Annotated in this window: 11 protein-coding genes and 2 tRNA genes; all 13 read left to right on the top strand. The window is 58.4% G+C overall.

From position 1 onward, the window contains the following. Positions 1–213 precede the first annotated feature (213 nt). Positions 214–1,218, top strand: a complete 1,005-nt coding sequence (locus AACP62_RS06190) for a LacI family DNA-binding transcriptional regulator (RefSeq protein ID WP_339347090.1) — start codon at positions 214–216, stop codon at positions 1,216–1,218. A gap of 230 nt (positions 1,219–1,448) precedes the next feature. Further along, on the top strand, positions 1,449–2,759 hold the full coding sequence (locus tag AACP62_RS06185; RefSeq protein WP_339347088.1) for an MFS transporter: 1,311 nt from the start codon (positions 1,449–1,451) through the stop codon (positions 2,757–2,759). Positions 2,760–2,794: 35 nt separating this feature from the next. Continuing rightward, positions 2,795–3,661 (top strand): MBL fold metallo-hydrolase, encoded by an 867-nt coding sequence (locus AACP62_RS06180; protein ID WP_339347086.1) that lies wholly within the window; start codon positions 2,795–2,797, stop codon positions 3,659–3,661. 432 nt (positions 3,662–4,093) lie between these two features. Beyond that, entirely contained in the window at positions 4,094–6,490 is a 2,397-nt protein-coding gene (nrdD, locus tag AACP62_RS06175; RefSeq protein ID WP_339347085.1) for an anaerobic ribonucleoside-triphosphate reductase, read from the top strand. Positions 6,491–6,559: 69 nt separating this feature from the next. Next, positions 6,560–7,282 (top strand): anaerobic ribonucleoside-triphosphate reductase activating protein, encoded by a 723-nt coding sequence (gene nrdG, locus AACP62_RS06170; RefSeq protein ID WP_339347084.1) that lies wholly within the window; start codon positions 6,560–6,562, stop codon positions 7,280–7,282. A 56-nt stretch (positions 7,283–7,338) separates the two neighbouring features. Then, a complete protein-coding gene (gene gltX, locus AACP62_RS06165; RefSeq protein ID WP_339347083.1) occupies positions 7,339–8,865 on the top strand; it encodes a glutamate--tRNA ligase in 1,527 nt (508 codons plus the stop codon). Positions 8,866–8,933: 68 nt separating this feature from the next. Beyond that, a tRNA-Glu gene (locus AACP62_RS06160) sits at positions 8,934–9,006 on the top strand. Positions 9,007–9,047: 41 nt separating this feature from the next. Next, a tRNA-Gln gene (locus AACP62_RS06155) sits at positions 9,048–9,119 on the top strand. A 315-nt stretch (positions 9,120–9,434) separates the two neighbouring features. Next, positions 9,435–10,610, top strand: a complete 1,176-nt coding sequence (locus AACP62_RS06150; protein WP_029677674.1) for an NAD(P)/FAD-dependent oxidoreductase — start codon at positions 9,435–9,437, stop codon at positions 10,608–10,610. A gap of 53 nt (positions 10,611–10,663) precedes the next feature. After that, positions 10,664–10,894, top strand: coding sequence for a hypothetical protein (locus tag AACP62_RS06145; RefSeq protein WP_339347082.1), 231 nt, complete (start codon positions 10,664–10,666; stop codon positions 10,892–10,894). After that, complete coding sequence (gene cydB / locus AACP62_RS06140) at positions 10,891–11,943, top strand: cytochrome d ubiquinol oxidase subunit II (protein WP_029677677.1); 1,053 nt, start codon at positions 10,891–10,893, stop codon at positions 11,941–11,943. Before AACP62_RS06145 ends, cydB begins: the two co-directional genes overlap by 4 nt. Before the next feature lie 61 nt (positions 11,944–12,004). Next, on the top strand, positions 12,005–13,975 hold the full coding sequence (locus tag AACP62_RS06135) for an ABC transporter ATP-binding protein/permease (protein ID WP_339347080.1): 1,971 nt from the start codon (positions 12,005–12,007) through the stop codon (positions 13,973–13,975). Next, complete coding sequence (gene cydC / locus AACP62_RS06130) at positions 13,953–15,854, top strand: thiol reductant ABC exporter subunit CydC (protein ID WP_339347079.1); 1,902 nt, start codon at positions 13,953–13,955, stop codon at positions 15,852–15,854. The genes AACP62_RS06135 and cydC overlap by 23 nt, the downstream gene beginning before the upstream one ends. The last annotated feature ends 113 nt before the right edge of the window (positions 15,855–15,967 follow it).

Genomic DNA, 15,967 nt, shown 5'->3' with positions numbered 1-15,967 from the left:
ATGGAATTCTGCGATGTGTGCTACGGCTGCTGCCACCAGCCGCGCGAACAAGACCACTCTAGTCCAACCCAGCCGGTCCTGCCTCGCCGTGATGAAAGGTTGCATCATTTGCCCTTATACTGGAGACTCACGAGAGGTCCGTGCGGGCCGACCGCTGTCGGTCCCGTCCGGAGCAAGACAACCGATTTCGGTAGGGTTCGACGGAGGGTTCCCATGTCGGTGACCATCAGTGATGTGGCCAAGCAGGCGGGTATGTCCGTATCCACGGTCTCCCAGGCGCTCAATGACAAGGGGCGTATCTCCCCGCCCACCAAGGACAGGGTTCGCAGGGCTGCCATGGAGCTGGGATACATCCCCGACAGCCGAGCCCGTTCCATGCGATCCTCGCGCTCGCATGCCGTAGGTCTGCTGGTACCCGACATCCGCAACCCTTATTTCTCCGAGCTGGTCTACGCCGTCCAGGACCAGCTCTACTCGGCAGGTTACGCGCCCCTGATCGGCGTGTCCTCTTGCCAGGCCAGCAGGCAGGAGGACTATTACCGCATCCTTCTGTCTCGGCATATGGACGGTGTGCTGGTCGTGCCTGACGGGCCTACGTCGCCCATGCTGCGCACCATGCTGGCGCGAGAATTCCCCGTTGTTTTCGTGGATCGTCCGGATCGGACCCTGCCCGGTGTCCCTCTGGTGGATTCCGACCCTGTGCCCGGCTTGGAGGCGGCCCTGGACGCTCTGGCAGCCAGGGGATGCAGACGAGTGGCCTTCGTTCCGGGCCCAGAGAGTCGCTCCTACACCTTCCGCGAGCGCGAGCAGGCTTTCCTGGACGGCGTGGATGCCCGTCAGGGGTTGACGGGGTTGGTGGTCCGCCAAGGGTTTGAGGACCGTCCACGGGCGGCCTCGACCATGCGCCGCCTGCTCGGCCGAGGGGTGGATGCGGTCATCTTCGGATACTCGGCCGATGCCATCAAGGCTGTCGCCATGGAGTGGAAGGGCGATTTGCGTTCGCGTGTGCCCCTGGTCTCCTTCGACGACCTGGAGGTCTTTCAACTGATCAGTCCCCAGGTTTCGGTCATCTCCCAGCAGGTGGATCGCATGGGTCGCCAGGGCGTTGACATGCTCCTATCCATGATTGAACCGGGTCGACAGGCTCCGCAGGGCATGAGTGTTGATCGCCGGCTGCGCACCCAAACTCTATTCGTGCCAAGGGGTTTGCTGGCCTAGTAATCTATTGCGTTCATACCTTCTCTTCTGGCCGTTTATAAAAACCTGACTGTCCGGTTATTGCCGGGCCGTGCTGTGTCGGGGGGGGGGGGGGTAGCTTTTTGCCCTGTGAACTAAAAGGGTTCACGACTCCACGGGATTGAGTGATTCGAAGCAGAGTCGCTCTTACGTGGGTGGGCGGTTTCGCCCGGGTGCGTTGAAGCACCATCAACCCTATAAGGAGATTGGTAATGAAGTGGCTCTTGGACTACTTGGGTATGTCTCGAAAACAGTTTGGTATTTTCATAGTCATTACCTTATCCACCTGTATTTATTGGTTTTCCAGCATCAAGAGTGTAATTTACGAACCCTTTCGCCAGGCTCTAGGGGTATCTAATGCCCAGCTTGGATTTTTGCTGGGTCTCATAGGCTTCGTGCAGATATTCGGTTACGCCCTGTTGGGTTGGTTGCAGGATCTGCTGCCTATCCGCAAGCTCATCGCCGTGGATCTGTGGGGTTATGGAATATTTGCCCTCATTTTGGGCCTAGTGCCTCATCTGCCATACTGGTTCCTGATACTGGCTTTCGCGGCCTTTGGCTTTTTCGGCGATGCCATCTATTGGCCAACAATTCAGAAGTCGACTAAGAGTTTGGCCACAGAGCGGACGCAGGCTGCCGCTTTCAGCACTCAGGAATGTATACGTTCCGCCATCGGACTGGTGCTCAATGCCTGCACCTTAGGATTGTTCACGCTCGGGGGCTCGCAGATTTTCGGTGCTCGAATCGCTATGTGCACCTACCCGGTGTGCATGATGCTCTACTCTTTCGTCGTGCTTCGGTTTATTCCCAAGGACTTCCTGCATGAACAGGCTGGCACAGTCAAGGGCAAGGCCCCGAAAAACAACGGGGCTGCGATGGTCCTGCGGGCTATGAAACTGCCTATTGTGTGGACTACCGGCTTCGGTGCAGCTGCCACCTATTTGATCTACGTGGCTGCCAACACTTACTTTCTTCCTTTCGTTCAGGCGTCATTCAAACTGTCTGATGCGGCTGCGGGTCTTTTCGGAATAGTCAATTCTGGGCTTATGGGTCTGATTGCAGCGGCTTTGTCCGGTGTGCTAGCCACAAAGAGGTTTAAGACAACCCCCCAGTGGATGGCGCTGCTCTATGTCATCGTTTGCGTTATCAGCATATTGGTTATCTTCACGCCCCGAAGTTCGGGATGGATGATCCCTGTGGTCGTCCTCTGCTGCCTCGTGACTTTCATCTGTGTGGCTTTGCGCGCCGTCTACTATGCACCCATAGGTGAGTACGGGGTAGATTCAGAGATCTCGGCCACCGCAATGTCCATTGCCTCCTTCATCGGGTATTGCCCCTCGTTCTTTGCTTACATGCTCTTTGGAGCCATCATCGACAATTTCGACACCCAAAAGGCATATAACCTGATCTTTGGCATGCTGGCGATCTTCAGTATTTTGGGGATTCTGGTCTGCCTGGTTGGCAACAGGGTCATACTTCGCAAACGCTATGCCGAGTCGCATGACGTGTCTGCCCAGGCATGAAGATTTCCAACCATCACAAAGGAGTATGAATAATTATGAAGTTTGAACATCTAGGGACAGCCGCAGCCGAAAGAATCCCTGGCATTTTCTGCATGTGTGATCTGTGCAAGCAGGCCAGACGCATCGGAGGCAAGGAAATTCGTACCCAGTCCCAGGCTCTGGTTGACGATGCACTCCTGCTTGATTTCCCTGGTGATACTTATTGTCATTTTATTGATAACGACAACTTTGATTTGCCGGCAATTACCCAGCTCTTCATCACCCACTGGCACTCTGATCATTTTTACGGTGAGGATCTGGCTTATCGCATGGATTCGTACGCCGATGGCAATCCCACCCACATGGATGTCTATGGTTCTGAAACTGTCAAAGGCTTTTACGAGCGGGCTTTCTTCCTGGAGGAGCATTACGATTACGACAAGTTAACGTATCATGCACTTCATCCTGGTGACAGTGTCACTGTGACGGCTGGGAATGGCAGGACCTACACGGTATACGCTTTTGAAGCTAAGCATGGCCATCATTTCGGCGATTGTCTCTTCTACGGACTGACCGACGGTCAAGTCGGTCTGCTGTATGCGCATGATACGGCCTACTTCTACGAATCGACCTGGAAGGATTTGGCCAAAGCTGGGCTTAAATACGACTACGTTTCCTTGGATTGCACCCATGGGCTGACTGATTTCAGCTCCGACGTCCACATGAACTTTTCTGACAATCTGCGAGTCAGGGATCGCATGGTGAAGATGGGACTGGCCGATTCGCACACTATGTTCGTGTGCAACCATTTCTCCCATCACGGCAATGCCAGTTATGAACAGATGCAGGAGGCCGCCGTCAGAGAGGGGTTTGTCAGCTCTTACGACGGAATGGTGACGAACATCCAGCCCCAAGCAGTCTAAACGTTGGGGTTCGCAGGCGACTCTGACTTTTGGTCAGGGCCGCCTTTCTGCGTCTGTACAGATGGAAGCTGGAGTGGAGATGACCTATGCCTTGTAGCGAGGTCTCGACAAAAGAAGTGCATACCGTGCGGAGTGTCGGGCGGCTGTGTCGTGCCTGTCACTGACCTTCAATAGCCTTTCGGCCATTTGCCGCCCTTGTCCAGACCCCGCTATTTGTGACTCAGTTCACAAAACACGAAAATTACTAAATGTAGGAAACGAATCACCCTCGGGCACTACATATGGTGGTCACGACGTGATAGAGTGAGTCTTGTCATCAAGAATGACATCCATGTGATTCGCCGTTCCCAGGATGGAATTTGGGAACGCCAAAGCAACTGCACATGAACAACCTTATGAACCGTATGAGGAGTGACGATGGATACTGAGGTCATGACCGATAGCGTGAAGGAGCGTGGCATTTCGGATCGCGATGCTGTCGACGGCATTCTGGTCGAGAAGCGCGACGGCCGGATCGTCGATTTTGATCCCGTCAACATCATGAACGCCATCGAAGCTGCCTTCAAGGATGTCAAGCATGAGGTCAGCCCCGAGGATCGCCAGCAGATCCGTGGTATGGCCCTGACCGTCCAATCCGAGATCACCGATCGCTACACCAATCCGGTCAAGATCGAGGACATCCAGACTCTGGTCGAGCACGCGCTGGTCAATGCCCATCTCTACGAGATCGCTCGCTCCTATACTTCCTACCGCCTTGACCGTGACATTCAGCGAGCCAAGGCCACTGATGTCAACGAGGCTGTTCACCGTCTGACCAGCAAGGACGAAACCCTGGTGCGTGAGAACGCCAACAAGGATGCCAACGTCTACGCCACTCAGCGTGATCTGCTGGCCGGCGCGGTCTCCAAGGCTTCGGCCTTCGCCATGCTGCCCAAGGATGTTTCCAATGCCCATATGAAGGGTGACATCCACTTCCACGACGCGGACTACTCGCCCTTTACGGCCGAGACCAACTGCTCCCTGCCTGACTTCGGCGACATGCTGGCCCACGGCTTCGAGCTGGGCAACGCCATGATGGACTCGCCCAAGTCCATCGGCACGGCCGCTACGCAGATCACCCAGATCATCAAGGACATCGCCGGCTCTCAGTACGGCGGCCAGACGGTCAACCGCTGCGATGAGATGCTGGACAAGTATGCGCGTCTGGATTACAAGAAGAACTATTCCATGGCTGAGGCCGTCCTGCCGGACGAGGAGCCCATCGACGTGGCCAAGGATGTCGTCCGCGGCCTCAAGGCTCGGGAGGCTGACTGGCTCCACCTGGATGATCGTGCCCCCATTGGTGAGGATGCCCCCTTCGATCTGGACGCTCCGCAGATTGTTCGGTTGCGTCAGGTCTATGCCAAGATCCTGACCCGCAAGAACATCTATGATGCCATGCAGACCATGGAGTACCAGATCAACTCCAACCGTGTCTCCAATGGTCAGACCCCCTTTGTCACCGTGGGCTTCGGCCTGGGCACCTCCTGGTTTGCCCGGGAGATTCAGCGTGCCATCTTCCTGATCCGTATCCGCGGACTGGGCAAGGACCGTCACACCGCCATCTTCCCCAAGCTGGTCTTCACCATCAAGCACGGTCTGAATGCGGACGAGGGCGATCCCAACTACGACATGAAGCAGCTGGCTCTGGAGTGCTCGACCAAGCGCATGTACCCTGACGTGGTCTTCTACGAGAACCTGATCAAGATCACCGGCTCCTTCAAGGCTCCCATGGGCTGCCGTTCCTTCCTGCAGGCCTGGACCAACCCCGAGACGGGCGAGGACGAGGAGGACGGCCGCATGAACCTGGGCGTCGTCACCGTCAACATCCCCCGTATTGCTCTTGAGTCCCGTGGCGACAAGGATCGCTTCTGGAAGATATTCGACCAGCGCATGGAGGTGGCCCACCACGCCCTGCAGTTCCGCATCATGCGCTGCAAGCAAGCCACGCCCATCAACGCCCCCACCCTCTACCAGTACGGCGCCTTTGGCAGGCTGAAGCCGACCGACAGTGTAGACACCCTCTTCCGCAACAGCCGCGCCACCGTCTCGCTGGGCTATATCGGTCTCTACGAGGCCACCAGCGTCTTTTACGGCAAGAACTGGATGAAGGACCACTCCTGGGATCCGGATGGCAAGGAATTCGCCCTGAGTATCGTGCGCCGGATGAATCAGCTCTGCAAGCAGTGGGAGAAGGCCGAGGGATACCACTACTCGGTCTACTCCACCCCGGCCGAGTCGCTGACTGACCGCTTCGCCCGGATGGACAAGGAGAAGTTCGGCGTAGTCGACGGCGTGACCGACCACGACTTCTACACCAACAGCTTCCACTATCCGGTCTGGCTGCGGCCCACGCCCATGGAGAAGCTCAGCTACGAGCGGGACTTCCCCTACCTGGCCTCGGGCGGATTCATCAACTACTGCGAGTTCCCATCCATGCAACAGAACCCCAAGGCTCTGGAGGCTGTCTGGGATTATGCCTACGACATCGGCATCGGCTACTTGGGCACCAACACGCCCATCGACCACTGCTTCGTCTGTGGCTACGAGGGTGACTTCGAGCCCACCGAGGAGGGCTTCAAGTGCCCCGAATGCGGCAATGACGACCCTGACAAGTGCAACGTGACCAAGCGTACCTGCGGTTACCTGGGCAACCCGGTCCAACGGCCGATGGTCCACGGCAGGCACGAGGAGATTGCCCACCGCGTCAAGCACATGGAGGGTGAGACCGGCCACGTGGTCCTCAAGGACGGATCCACCAAGGAGTGGTTCGACGACAAGGCCGAATAGGCTCTGAATAGACGCAGTTAATGGCGGGTCGGGTAGTTTGCGGCCCGCCATTGTCATGAGGAGGACCAGATGACGGACAAACAGGGAGCCATGAGAAAGACAGGTGGCCACCGTGACTTCGCTGCTGATGAACAGGGGCGCGGTCCTGGGGTCCCCTCTGTGCTGACCAACAATCCCAGGGCCGGCCAGTGGGACGGCCGCCGGCTCAGTCGGGGAATCGTGGCGGACTACAAGCGTCTGGTCATGACCGACGGCGAGGGGATTCGCTGCTCCCTCTACGTCAGCGGCTGCCCCTTCCGTTGCCAGGGGTGCTACAACGCCTCCATCTGGGACTTCGGCGCCGGGCATCCCTATACCCAGCAGCTTGAGGACCGCATCATCAAGGACCTGTCGCTGTCCTATGTGCAGGGCATCACCTACTTGGGCGGGGAGCCTTTGCTCAACACCCCCATGCTGCTCGGCCTTTCGGAGCGGATCCGGCGCGAGTTCGGCCATGAGAAGGATATCTGGTGCTGGACCGGCTATACCTGGGAGGAGCTGAACCGGCCGGGGGAAACTCCGGACAAGGCCCAGCTGATCTCTTACCTTGACGTGCTGGTGGACGGACGCTACTTGGAGAATCGGAAGAACAGCCTGCTCCAGTTCCGAGGCTCGGACAACCAGCGGATCATCGATGTGCCGCGTTCCTTGGAGCAGGGCCAGGTGGTCATCTGGCCCAAGCTGCACGACCAGACCAGGTTTATTCCGGAGACCTACAGCAAGGACCGTCAGCAGGAGCAGCAGCGGGGCTGATACCGGCTCCTGCGCTGGATTGGTCTACGTCGCCTTGCCGGGGCACAATGGGTGTCATGACTGATGAGCATGATCACGACGCTAAACCCGACCTGCCCAAGGATCTGAGGGTCCGCTTCTGCCCTTCGCCGACCGGCACCCCGCATGTGGGCATGGTCCGAACCGCACTCTTCAACTGGGCACAGGCCCGACACTCGCATGGCACCTTCGTCTTCCGCATTGAGGACACCGATGCTCAGCGCGACAGCGAGGAGAGCTACCGGCAGATCCTGGAGGCGCTCAGGTGGCTAGGGCTGGACTGGGACGAGGGCGTGGAGGTCGGGGGCCCGGATGGCCCCTACCGGCAGTCCGAACGCGGAGACATCTACCGCGATGTAGCCCGGCAGCTGCTGGATGCCGGCTACGCCTACGAGTCCTACTCCACCGCCGATGAGATCAAGGAGCGCAACCTGGCTGCCGGTCGTCCCGCCGCTTTCGGCTACGACGGCTACGACCGCGATCTGAGCGACGAACAGCGTCAGGCCTTCCGTGATCAGGGCCGGCAACCCGCCCTGCGCATCCGCATGCCAGACGAGGACATCGCCTTTGACGATCTGATTCGCGGTCATATCGAGTTCAAGGCCGGGTCTGTGCCCGACTACGTGATTGTGCGACCCAACGGCGACCCCCTTTACACGCTGACCAACCCAGTGGATGATGCTCTGATGCACATCAACGTGGTCCTGCGCGGCGAGGATCTGCTCAGCTCCACCCCCCGGCAGATCGTCCTCTACCGGTATCTGATGAAGCTGGGCATAGCCCGGGCCATGCCCCTGTTCGGACACCTGCCATACGTCATGGGCCAGGGCAAGAAGAAGCTGTCCAAGCGCGACCCTGAGTCCAACCTCTTCCTGCACCGGGAGCACGGCTTCATTCCCGAAGGCCTGCTCAACTATCTGGCTCTGCTGGGTTGGTCCATCGGCCCAGACCGGGATGTCTTCTCCATGGATGAGATGGTTGAGCACTTCGACATCCGCGATGTCAAGGCCAATCCGGCCCACTTCGACATCGATAAGGCCGTGGCCATCAACGCCGAGCACATCCGTATGCTGGAGCCGCAGGACTTCCTGAATCGCTCCCTGCCCTACCTCAAGCGTGACGGGCTGGTGAGTGCCGAGCGTTGGCAGGACCTGAGTGATCGGGAGCAGCGGATTCTGAGCTCTGCCGCCCCTCTGGTCCAGCCTCGCGTGCGTCTGCTGGGAGAGGTATCAGGCATGGTGGGCAGTCTGCTCAGCCAGGAGGAGTACCTGGAACCCGAGCCGGATGCCCGCAAACAGCTCAAGGACTCGGCTGGGCAGGTTCTGGACCTGGCTATTGCCGCCCTGCAGGATGTGCCCGAGCAGGACTGGAAGACCGATCACCTGCACAGCCTGCTCACTCAGGCACTGGTGGATGAGGGTGGCTATAAGCCCCGTCTTGCCTTCGGGCCAGTCAGGGTGGCGGTCTCGGGAAGGCGCGTCTCGCCGCCCCTGTTCGAGTCTTTGGAGATCCTGGGCAAGAGAACAACACTCCGAAGGATGGCCAACTTGCGCCAAAACCTTTGAGCGGGTATATTTCTTTTTTGTTGTGCTACTGACCTGTTGAACCGGGTTCGTACGCGGCGAAAAGTGAAGCCCCCGTCGTCTAGCGGTCTAGGACTACGCCCTCTCACGGCGCCAACACCGGTCCAAATCCGGTCGGGGGTACGACATGTGGCAATCGTCCAAGCGGTTGTCGCACAGCCAATTGGGGTATGGTGTAATTGGCAACACAGGTGATTCTGGTTCATCCATTCTTGGTTCGAGTCCAGGTACCCCAGCGATAGAGACATGGAGTCCCAAGGAGCGGAACGCCGACACGGTGTTCCGCTCTTCTTATTTACGCATTACCATGGATTCTAGGAATGCTTCTAGTCTGCAAAGCGGCGGACGGAGGCGTCCACCAGAGTTGTTCACGGTGTGAGCAAGCAAACAAAAAGAGGAGGCCCGGCAGACTGTTATGTCAGAGTTTCCGATGATGGAATCTGATACGTTGAGCATAGAAGCTTGAGTGATGAACCTAATCATCGGCTGATCGGGCAACATCACCCGGTATATGAATCATTGTACGATTTTTTCGGTAAAGGTGTGTGATTATGACGACAATCATGGTGTTGGGAGCTGGTTATGCGGGTCTTCGCGTGGTCAAGAAGCTGGCTCACGCAAAGACTGATGCCCATATAGTCCTGGTCAATAAGAACGAGTACCACTACGAGTCCACCCAGCTGCACCAGGTGGCGGCGGGAACCAAGGAGCCGGCGGACGTGGTCTTCGACCTGCGCAAGTCCCTGCCCGATTCGGTGGAGCTGATTGTCGACAAGGTGGTCGGCATCGATCAGGACAACCGCCGGGTCAGCCTGGAGCATCACGATCCTCTGTCCTATGATTACCTGATCAACGCCCTGGGCTTCGAGTCCGAGACCTTCGGCATCAAGGGTGCCGATGAGTACGGATGGCCGCTCGTTGACGTGGACACCGCCCTGGCGGCCCGCAAGAAGTTGGAACAGACGCTGGCCCGCTACCAGACCAGCCACGATCCGCTGGATCTGAGCATTGTGGTCTGTGGAGCAGGTTTTACCAGCATCGAGTACCTGGGCGAGCTGGTCTACCGTCTGCCCCAGCTCTCGAAACGCCTGGGCTTCCCCATGGATCAGGTCAAGGTGGACTGCATAGAGGCCTCGCCCAAGATCCTGCCCATGTTCAGCAAGGACCTGGTCGACTGGGCTGTGGATTACCTGCGCAAGCGGGGAGTCAACTTCCACACCTCGACCCCAATCACCGAGGTCAAGCAGGATGCCGTGGTATCCAATGACCAGGAGTTCAAGGCCCATACGATCATTTGGACTACGGGTGTGCGTGGTAGCCACGTTATTGCCGATTCCGGGTATAATCAAAAGCGTAACCGTGTAGTGGTCAGGGATGACCTGTCGGTCGAGCAGCATCCAGAGGAGTTCCTGGTGGGTGATGTCAGTGCCGTTCCCGACCCCGAATCGGGTCGGCTCTACCCAACCACTGCACAGATTTCGATGGCCCAGGCTGATACCGCGGCTGCAAACGTCCTCGCCAGAATGCGGGGGCAGGAGCCTCAGCGGTTCACCTTCCGAAGCCTAGGGACCGTGTGCTCTCTCGGTCCCCATGCTGGGGTCGCTGAAATCGACCGTATGGGCACGCTGAAGCTCAAGGGCAAGGTGGTCTCGGTCCTGAAGTGGATCGTGAATGAGCGGTCGGTCCTGGAGTTGGCCGACGTGCGTACCATGTTGGAGAGTAACTGAACCAGCGTCTCAAGGACGCAAGGGGCTAGGCGATGAGGGAGAGGAGGACGAACATGATTCAGGTCATGAGGATGTGGGGCATGTTCGTCCATTTCCATCCTCGGTTTGGATCGTTCCGGACGACGATGGCCATTGGTCCTGCGTTCATCGACATCATTGACTACCTCCTGCTCCTCCTCATTCCGGCGGAAAACACGGCCGACTGTGGCCTCCGTCGGGATGGTGGAGGCCCCCGTGCCCGTGCGCGGATCGGCAGGAGCGAGAGGAGAGTGGCATTAGCATGAGTTTTCTACAAGGTTTGTGGTTCTTTGTCATCGGCCTGCTTTTTGCGGGATTCCTTCTGCTTGAAGGGTTCGACTTCGGCGTCGGCATGGCCACCAGGTTCGTGGCCCGTGACGGTGATGAGCGCGCCACTTTCATGAGGGCCATCGGCCCCCACTGGGATGGCAACGAGGTCTGGCTGATCACCGCTGGCGGTGCTATGTTCGCGGCTTTCCCGCTCTGGTACGCCTCCCTCTTCTCGGGGTATTACCTCCTGCTCTTCCTGGTGCTGGTCGCTCTGATTCTGCGTGGTGTCTCATTCGAGTTCGCCTCCCATGCGCTGACCAGCCGTGAGCGCGGTGTCTGGCAGTGGGCCAACTTCATCGGTTCGCTCTTTGCGCCCTTCTTCCTGGGCATGATGCTGACCAGTCTGATCCAGGGCATCCCCATGGATAAGAACGGCGATGCCTGGCCTGGGTTCTTCGACGTGTTCAACTGGCTGTCCGTGGTCGGCGGCATTGCTGTTGTCTTCTTCAGCTTCGTCCATGGCTTGCACTTCCTGAGCCTGAAGCTGGGCGTCATGGATTCCCGCCGCATGCTCAACGTCAGCGAGAAAGCCTACTGGATTGCATATCCGGCCCTGGTCGTCTTCGTGCTCCTGGCCATCTTCAACACCGACTTTTACAGGGCACGTCCGCTGTCCACCTGGCTGATCACCGTAATCATCCTGGCATCGGTTATCGGAGGCCACGTTGCCGTCTTCAAGAAGCACGGTGGCTATGCCTTCACTTGCTCGGGCATCACCTTGATGGCCATCATCGCCTTTATCTTCAACGGGCTCTTCCCGCGCGTGATGATTGCCGATGATCCGGCTCATAACCTGCTGATTCAGGATGCCTCGGCCTCACCGTTGACTATGAAGATCATGACCGTGGTGCTTTGCATCTTCCTGCCCATCATGCTGGCCTACTTCATCTGGAGCTACTTCATCCAGCGCAAGCGGCTGGACACTGATGGTGGCCATCTGACCTCGCCTGTGACCCCCTCGGCTACAGTGGCTGAGACCGTCTGAAAGTTAAAGGAGGCAGGGGGGCAGTGCTGGCAGGACCGGAGCGCATCCGGAGGATAATGCATTGATTGACAAAAATCTCTTCCGTTTCGACGGAGTCCGGTCTACCTTGGGCCTGCTGGCTGCCCTGTCCCTGATCCAGGGAATAGGTGTGGTGGTTCAGGCCTATGGGTTGACCCTTGCCCTGGTGCGTATCTGGCGCCTTAAGGACCTCAAGGTGTTGGTGGTGCCGGTGCTGATTTTCCTGGCTGCCTACACCTGTCGACAGCTCTGCGACGTGGCCAAGGATCGTATTGCCACCGACCGTGCCGATGCCATCGTAGCCGAGTTGCGGCCTCGTATTCAGGACAAGGTCTTTTCACTGGGGCCGTCGGCTCTGGCGCGGCGAGGCACGGGCTCGGCCGTCACCATGCTGGTGGATGGACTCGATCAGGTACGTACCTACGTGCTGACGGTCCTGCCAAAGATGATGGATCTCATCTTCATTCCCCTAATCGTTCTGGTGGTGGTCTGGACCCAGGATGCAGGTTCCGGGCTCATCCTCCTGCTCATGCTGCCCCTGCTCATCTTCTTCATGGTCATCCTGGGTCTGGCAGCCAGGGATCGCTCCAGTCGACAATATGCACAATTCCGCAAGCTCAACACCAGATTCATGGATACGGTCCTGGGCCTGCCGACCCTGAAGATGCTGGGGATTGACAAGGAGTACGAGGACGAGATCTATTCGGTCTCGGACCGTTTCCGCAAGAGGACCATGAGCGTTATCCGGGTGGCAATGACCTCCACCTTTGCTCTGGACTTCTTCGCCACCCTGGCCATCGCCATCATGGCCGTCTTTTTGGGCAACAACCTGATCAATGCTAAGGTGGAGCTCTTTCCAGCCCTTTTGGCTCTGATTCTGGCTCCTGAGTACTTCATGCCCATCCGCCAGTTTGGCGATGATTTCCACGCCACGCTGAACGGCAAGAACGCCCTGGACGACATTGCGGATATGCTGGCCCAGCCAGAGCCCAAGCGTTTGGAGGAACTGGACTGGTCCGGGTGGAAGGAAGATAGCCACCTGCGCCTGGAAGGAATCGACTTCGCCTATCCTGGTCCCAAGCTGGTAGAGAGCAATGCTTCAGCCGGGGCGCAAATGGATGCCATGGCCAAGTCCGAAAGCCAAAAGACCAGCAAGAAGAGCCGCAAGCCCAAGGCAGTCAAGGCACATGACGGTGACGGGGGATCGGCCTCGGTAGAGTCCGGCTCCAAGACATCGCAAGGAACTGCAGTCGAAACTGCTGCGGATTCACAGATCAGGGGGTCCGACGGTACTTCGGAGGAACAGCCTCTGGCCCTGAACGGCCTGGATTTCAACCTGCACGGTTTTTCCAAGGTGGCCATTGTCGGTCGTTCCGGAGCCGGCAAGTCCACGCTGATGGATCTGCTGGCAGGTTTTGACCAGCCCAAGGCAGGCACCATCGATCTGGATGGTCATCAGCTGGAGCACTGCAACGTGGCTGCCTGGCAGCGGCACATCAGCTACATTCCGCAGAACCCCTTCATTTTCCATGGCACTGTGTCCGACAACATCCGCTTTTACAACCAGGAGGCAGACGATGCCCAAGTGGCCCGTGCAGCTGACCGAGCTGGACTGACCGACTGGCTGAAAACGTTGCCCGACGGTCTGGCCACCCAAATCGGAGAGGGCAACCGCGGCATCAGCGGGGGTCAGGCCCAACGAATCGCCCTGGCCAGGGGCATCCTGGACCCCTCGCGCGAGATTCTGTTCTTTGACGAGCCCACCGCTCACCTGGACATCGAGACTGAATACGACCTGAAGCAGACCCTGTTGCCCATCATGGACGGGCACTTGGTCGTCCTGGCCACCCACCGGCTGCACTGGCTGGCCAACATGGACTGGGTGATCATGCTGGAGCATGGACGAATTGTGGCCCAGGGCGATCCGCACGAGCTGATTGGTCAAGGTGGACCCTTGGATGCGCTGATTGATGAGATGGGAGGGAACCAGATTGCCGACTATCAGCAGGACTGAAACCGCCGGAAGAGACGGCACGGGATCGTCGAAGACCTCCCGCCGCGGCCGCGGGCTGTCGGGCTATGTGCATATCTGGCACCGGGATCATTGGTTCTGGCCCTACCTACGTCAGAACAAGGGGTTGCTTGCCCTGATCTTCTTCCTGGGAACCATCACCTTCGTGTGCGCGGCCGGACTGATGTTTACATCAGGCTTCCTGATCAGCAGGTCAGCCCGCCACCCCTTTAACATCTTCGCCGTGTACGTGCCGGTGGTCCTGACCAGGGCCTTCGGCATTGGACGGCCCACGTTCAAGTACCTGGAGCGCATCAAGAGCCATGACTGGGTGCTTCGGGTGGTTTCCAAGCTACGGGTTCAGCTTTACCGTACCCTTTCCAAGGACGCAGCTTTCCTGAACGAACATGAGCGTACGGGCACGGTCCTGGGCATGCTCTCGGACGATCTGGACCACTTGGAGAACTTCTACCTGCGCACCATCTTCCCCACGGTCGTGGCCTACATGATGTGGGTGGTGGTCACCATCGCCGTAGGCGTCTTCTCCTGGCTGACCTCACTCCTGCTCTTCCTGCTTTTCGCTTTGATTCTGATTCTGGTCCCGCTGGTCTCGCTGGCTTATTCAGACGGGCGTTACGACAGGGAGAAGGCACGGCGGCAGGACCAGTACACTGCAGTCACCGAGAGCTACATGGGCCTGGGGGATTGGGTGATTACCCGCCGTCGGCGGCGCTTCGTGGATACGGCGTCTGGCGACTTCAACGACATCGCCACCGGCCGCAGAGAGCAGAAGCGGTTTGAACGCTGGCGCAACTGTGGCATCCAGATGATTTTCGCCCTCATGGTGGTGGCTCTGATCGTTGGAGCTGATCTGCGTATGACCGGCTCCACCTCCATTGCGGACTTTGCGGCCGCCGTAGTCCTGGCGGTGTTCCCGCTGGTCGACTGCTTCATCGTGGTCTCCCAGGCCGTGGCTGAGGTCCCCCTCTATACTGATTCGCTGGACCATCTGAATGATTTGACCGAGCGGGTCGAATCCCGGCAGATTGCGCCAAGTCCCCAGACCAAGCTGGAGGGTCCGATCAAGTCAATTGTCTTCGATCATGTCAGCTTCTCCTACGGCCCTGATGACCCCCTGTTGCTGGACGACTTTTGCCTTCGGATAGATGGTGGGCAGCGGGTGGCTCTGCTCGGTCCCAGCGGGGAGGGCAAAACGACGGTTCTTCAGCTGCTCCTTGGCGACCTGCGCCCCACCAGTGGCCGCATCCTGATTAATGGAATACCAGTCGATGCCTTGCAGGATCAGCGTCCTGAACTCTTTGGCTACCTGAATCAGCAGGCCTTCCTCTTCAACACCACCATCGCCTCCAATGTGCGTCTGGGCGCCCCTCAGGCCGATGATGATCAGGTTCGCCAGGCCTTGAAGGCTGTACAGCTGGATCAGGTCGTGGATGACATGCCCCAGGGAATCGACACGCCGGTGGATGAGGCCGGTGGCCGACTTTCAGGCGGACAGCGCCAGCGTCTGGCCCTGGCCAGGATTGTGCTCAAGCGCACCCCGATCATCCTTCTGGACGAGCCCACCATCGGTCTGGATCCCATAACTGAGCGGCGGCTCATGGCCATGATCTTCAAGGTCAGCCAGAATCGCACTCTTCTTTGGGTGACCCACCACCTGCAGGGGCTGGAGGAGGCCGACCAGGTCGTCTTTATGCAGGACGGGCATATCGCCATGCAGGGGCGTCCGGTCGATCTGTACCGCGAAAACGCCCGTTTCCGTGAACTTTATCGCATGGACGTCTCGGACGTGGACAATGGTGCCGGTCAAGGGATATACTTAAAGAAGCAGTCAGATTCAGATGGACGGAACCCTGTTGAATGACCATCAGGCTGTTTCCCGAGCAATGAATTTTGCACGGTTGTCGGGTCGCCGATCCTGGCGGATGGCTTCCCGGCCGGTCACCGTGCGCCGTCGGTTCATGGACTGGACGGTTT

Origin of the sequence: Bifidobacterium apis (genome assembly GCF_036986835.1) — a bacterium.
GTDB classification, from domain to species: domain Bacteria; phylum Actinomycetota; class Actinomycetes; order Actinomycetales; family Bifidobacteriaceae; genus Bombiscardovia; species Bombiscardovia apis_A.
The sequence above is the reverse complement of the archived record's forward strand: the minus strand, read 5'-3'. Positions and strand labels throughout refer to the sequence as shown.

Bases quoted from the DNA above. Each gene is read 5' to 3' on its own strand.
- AACP62_RS06190 (WP_339347090.1), top strand. From the start codon at position 214: ATGTCGGTGACCATCAGTGATGTGGCCAAGCAGGCGGGTATGTCCGTA.
- AACP62_RS06185 (WP_339347088.1), top strand. From the start codon at position 1,449: ATGAAGTGGCTCTTGGACTACTTGGGTATGTCTCGAAAACAGTTTGGT.
- AACP62_RS06180 (WP_339347086.1), top strand. From the start codon at position 2,795: ATGAAGTTTGAACATCTAGGGACAGCCGCAGCCGAAAGAATCCCTGGC.
- nrdD (WP_339347085.1), top strand. From the start codon at position 4,094: ATGACCGATAGCGTGAAGGAGCGTGGCATTTCGGATCGCGATGCTGTC.
- nrdG (WP_339347084.1), top strand. From the start codon at position 6,560: ATGACGGACAAACAGGGAGCCATGAGAAAGACAGGTGGCCACCGTGAC.
- gltX (WP_339347083.1), top strand. From the start codon at position 7,339: ATGACTGATGAGCATGATCACGACGCTAAACCCGACCTGCCCAAGGAT.
- AACP62_RS06150 (WP_029677674.1), top strand. From the start codon at position 9,435: ATGACGACAATCATGGTGTTGGGAGCTGGTTATGCGGGTCTTCGCGTG.
- AACP62_RS06145 (WP_339347082.1), top strand. From the start codon at position 10,664: ATGATTCAGGTCATGAGGATGTGGGGCATGTTCGTCCATTTCCATCCT.
- cydB (WP_029677677.1), top strand. From the start codon at position 10,891: ATGAGTTTTCTACAAGGTTTGTGGTTCTTTGTCATCGGCCTGCTTTTT.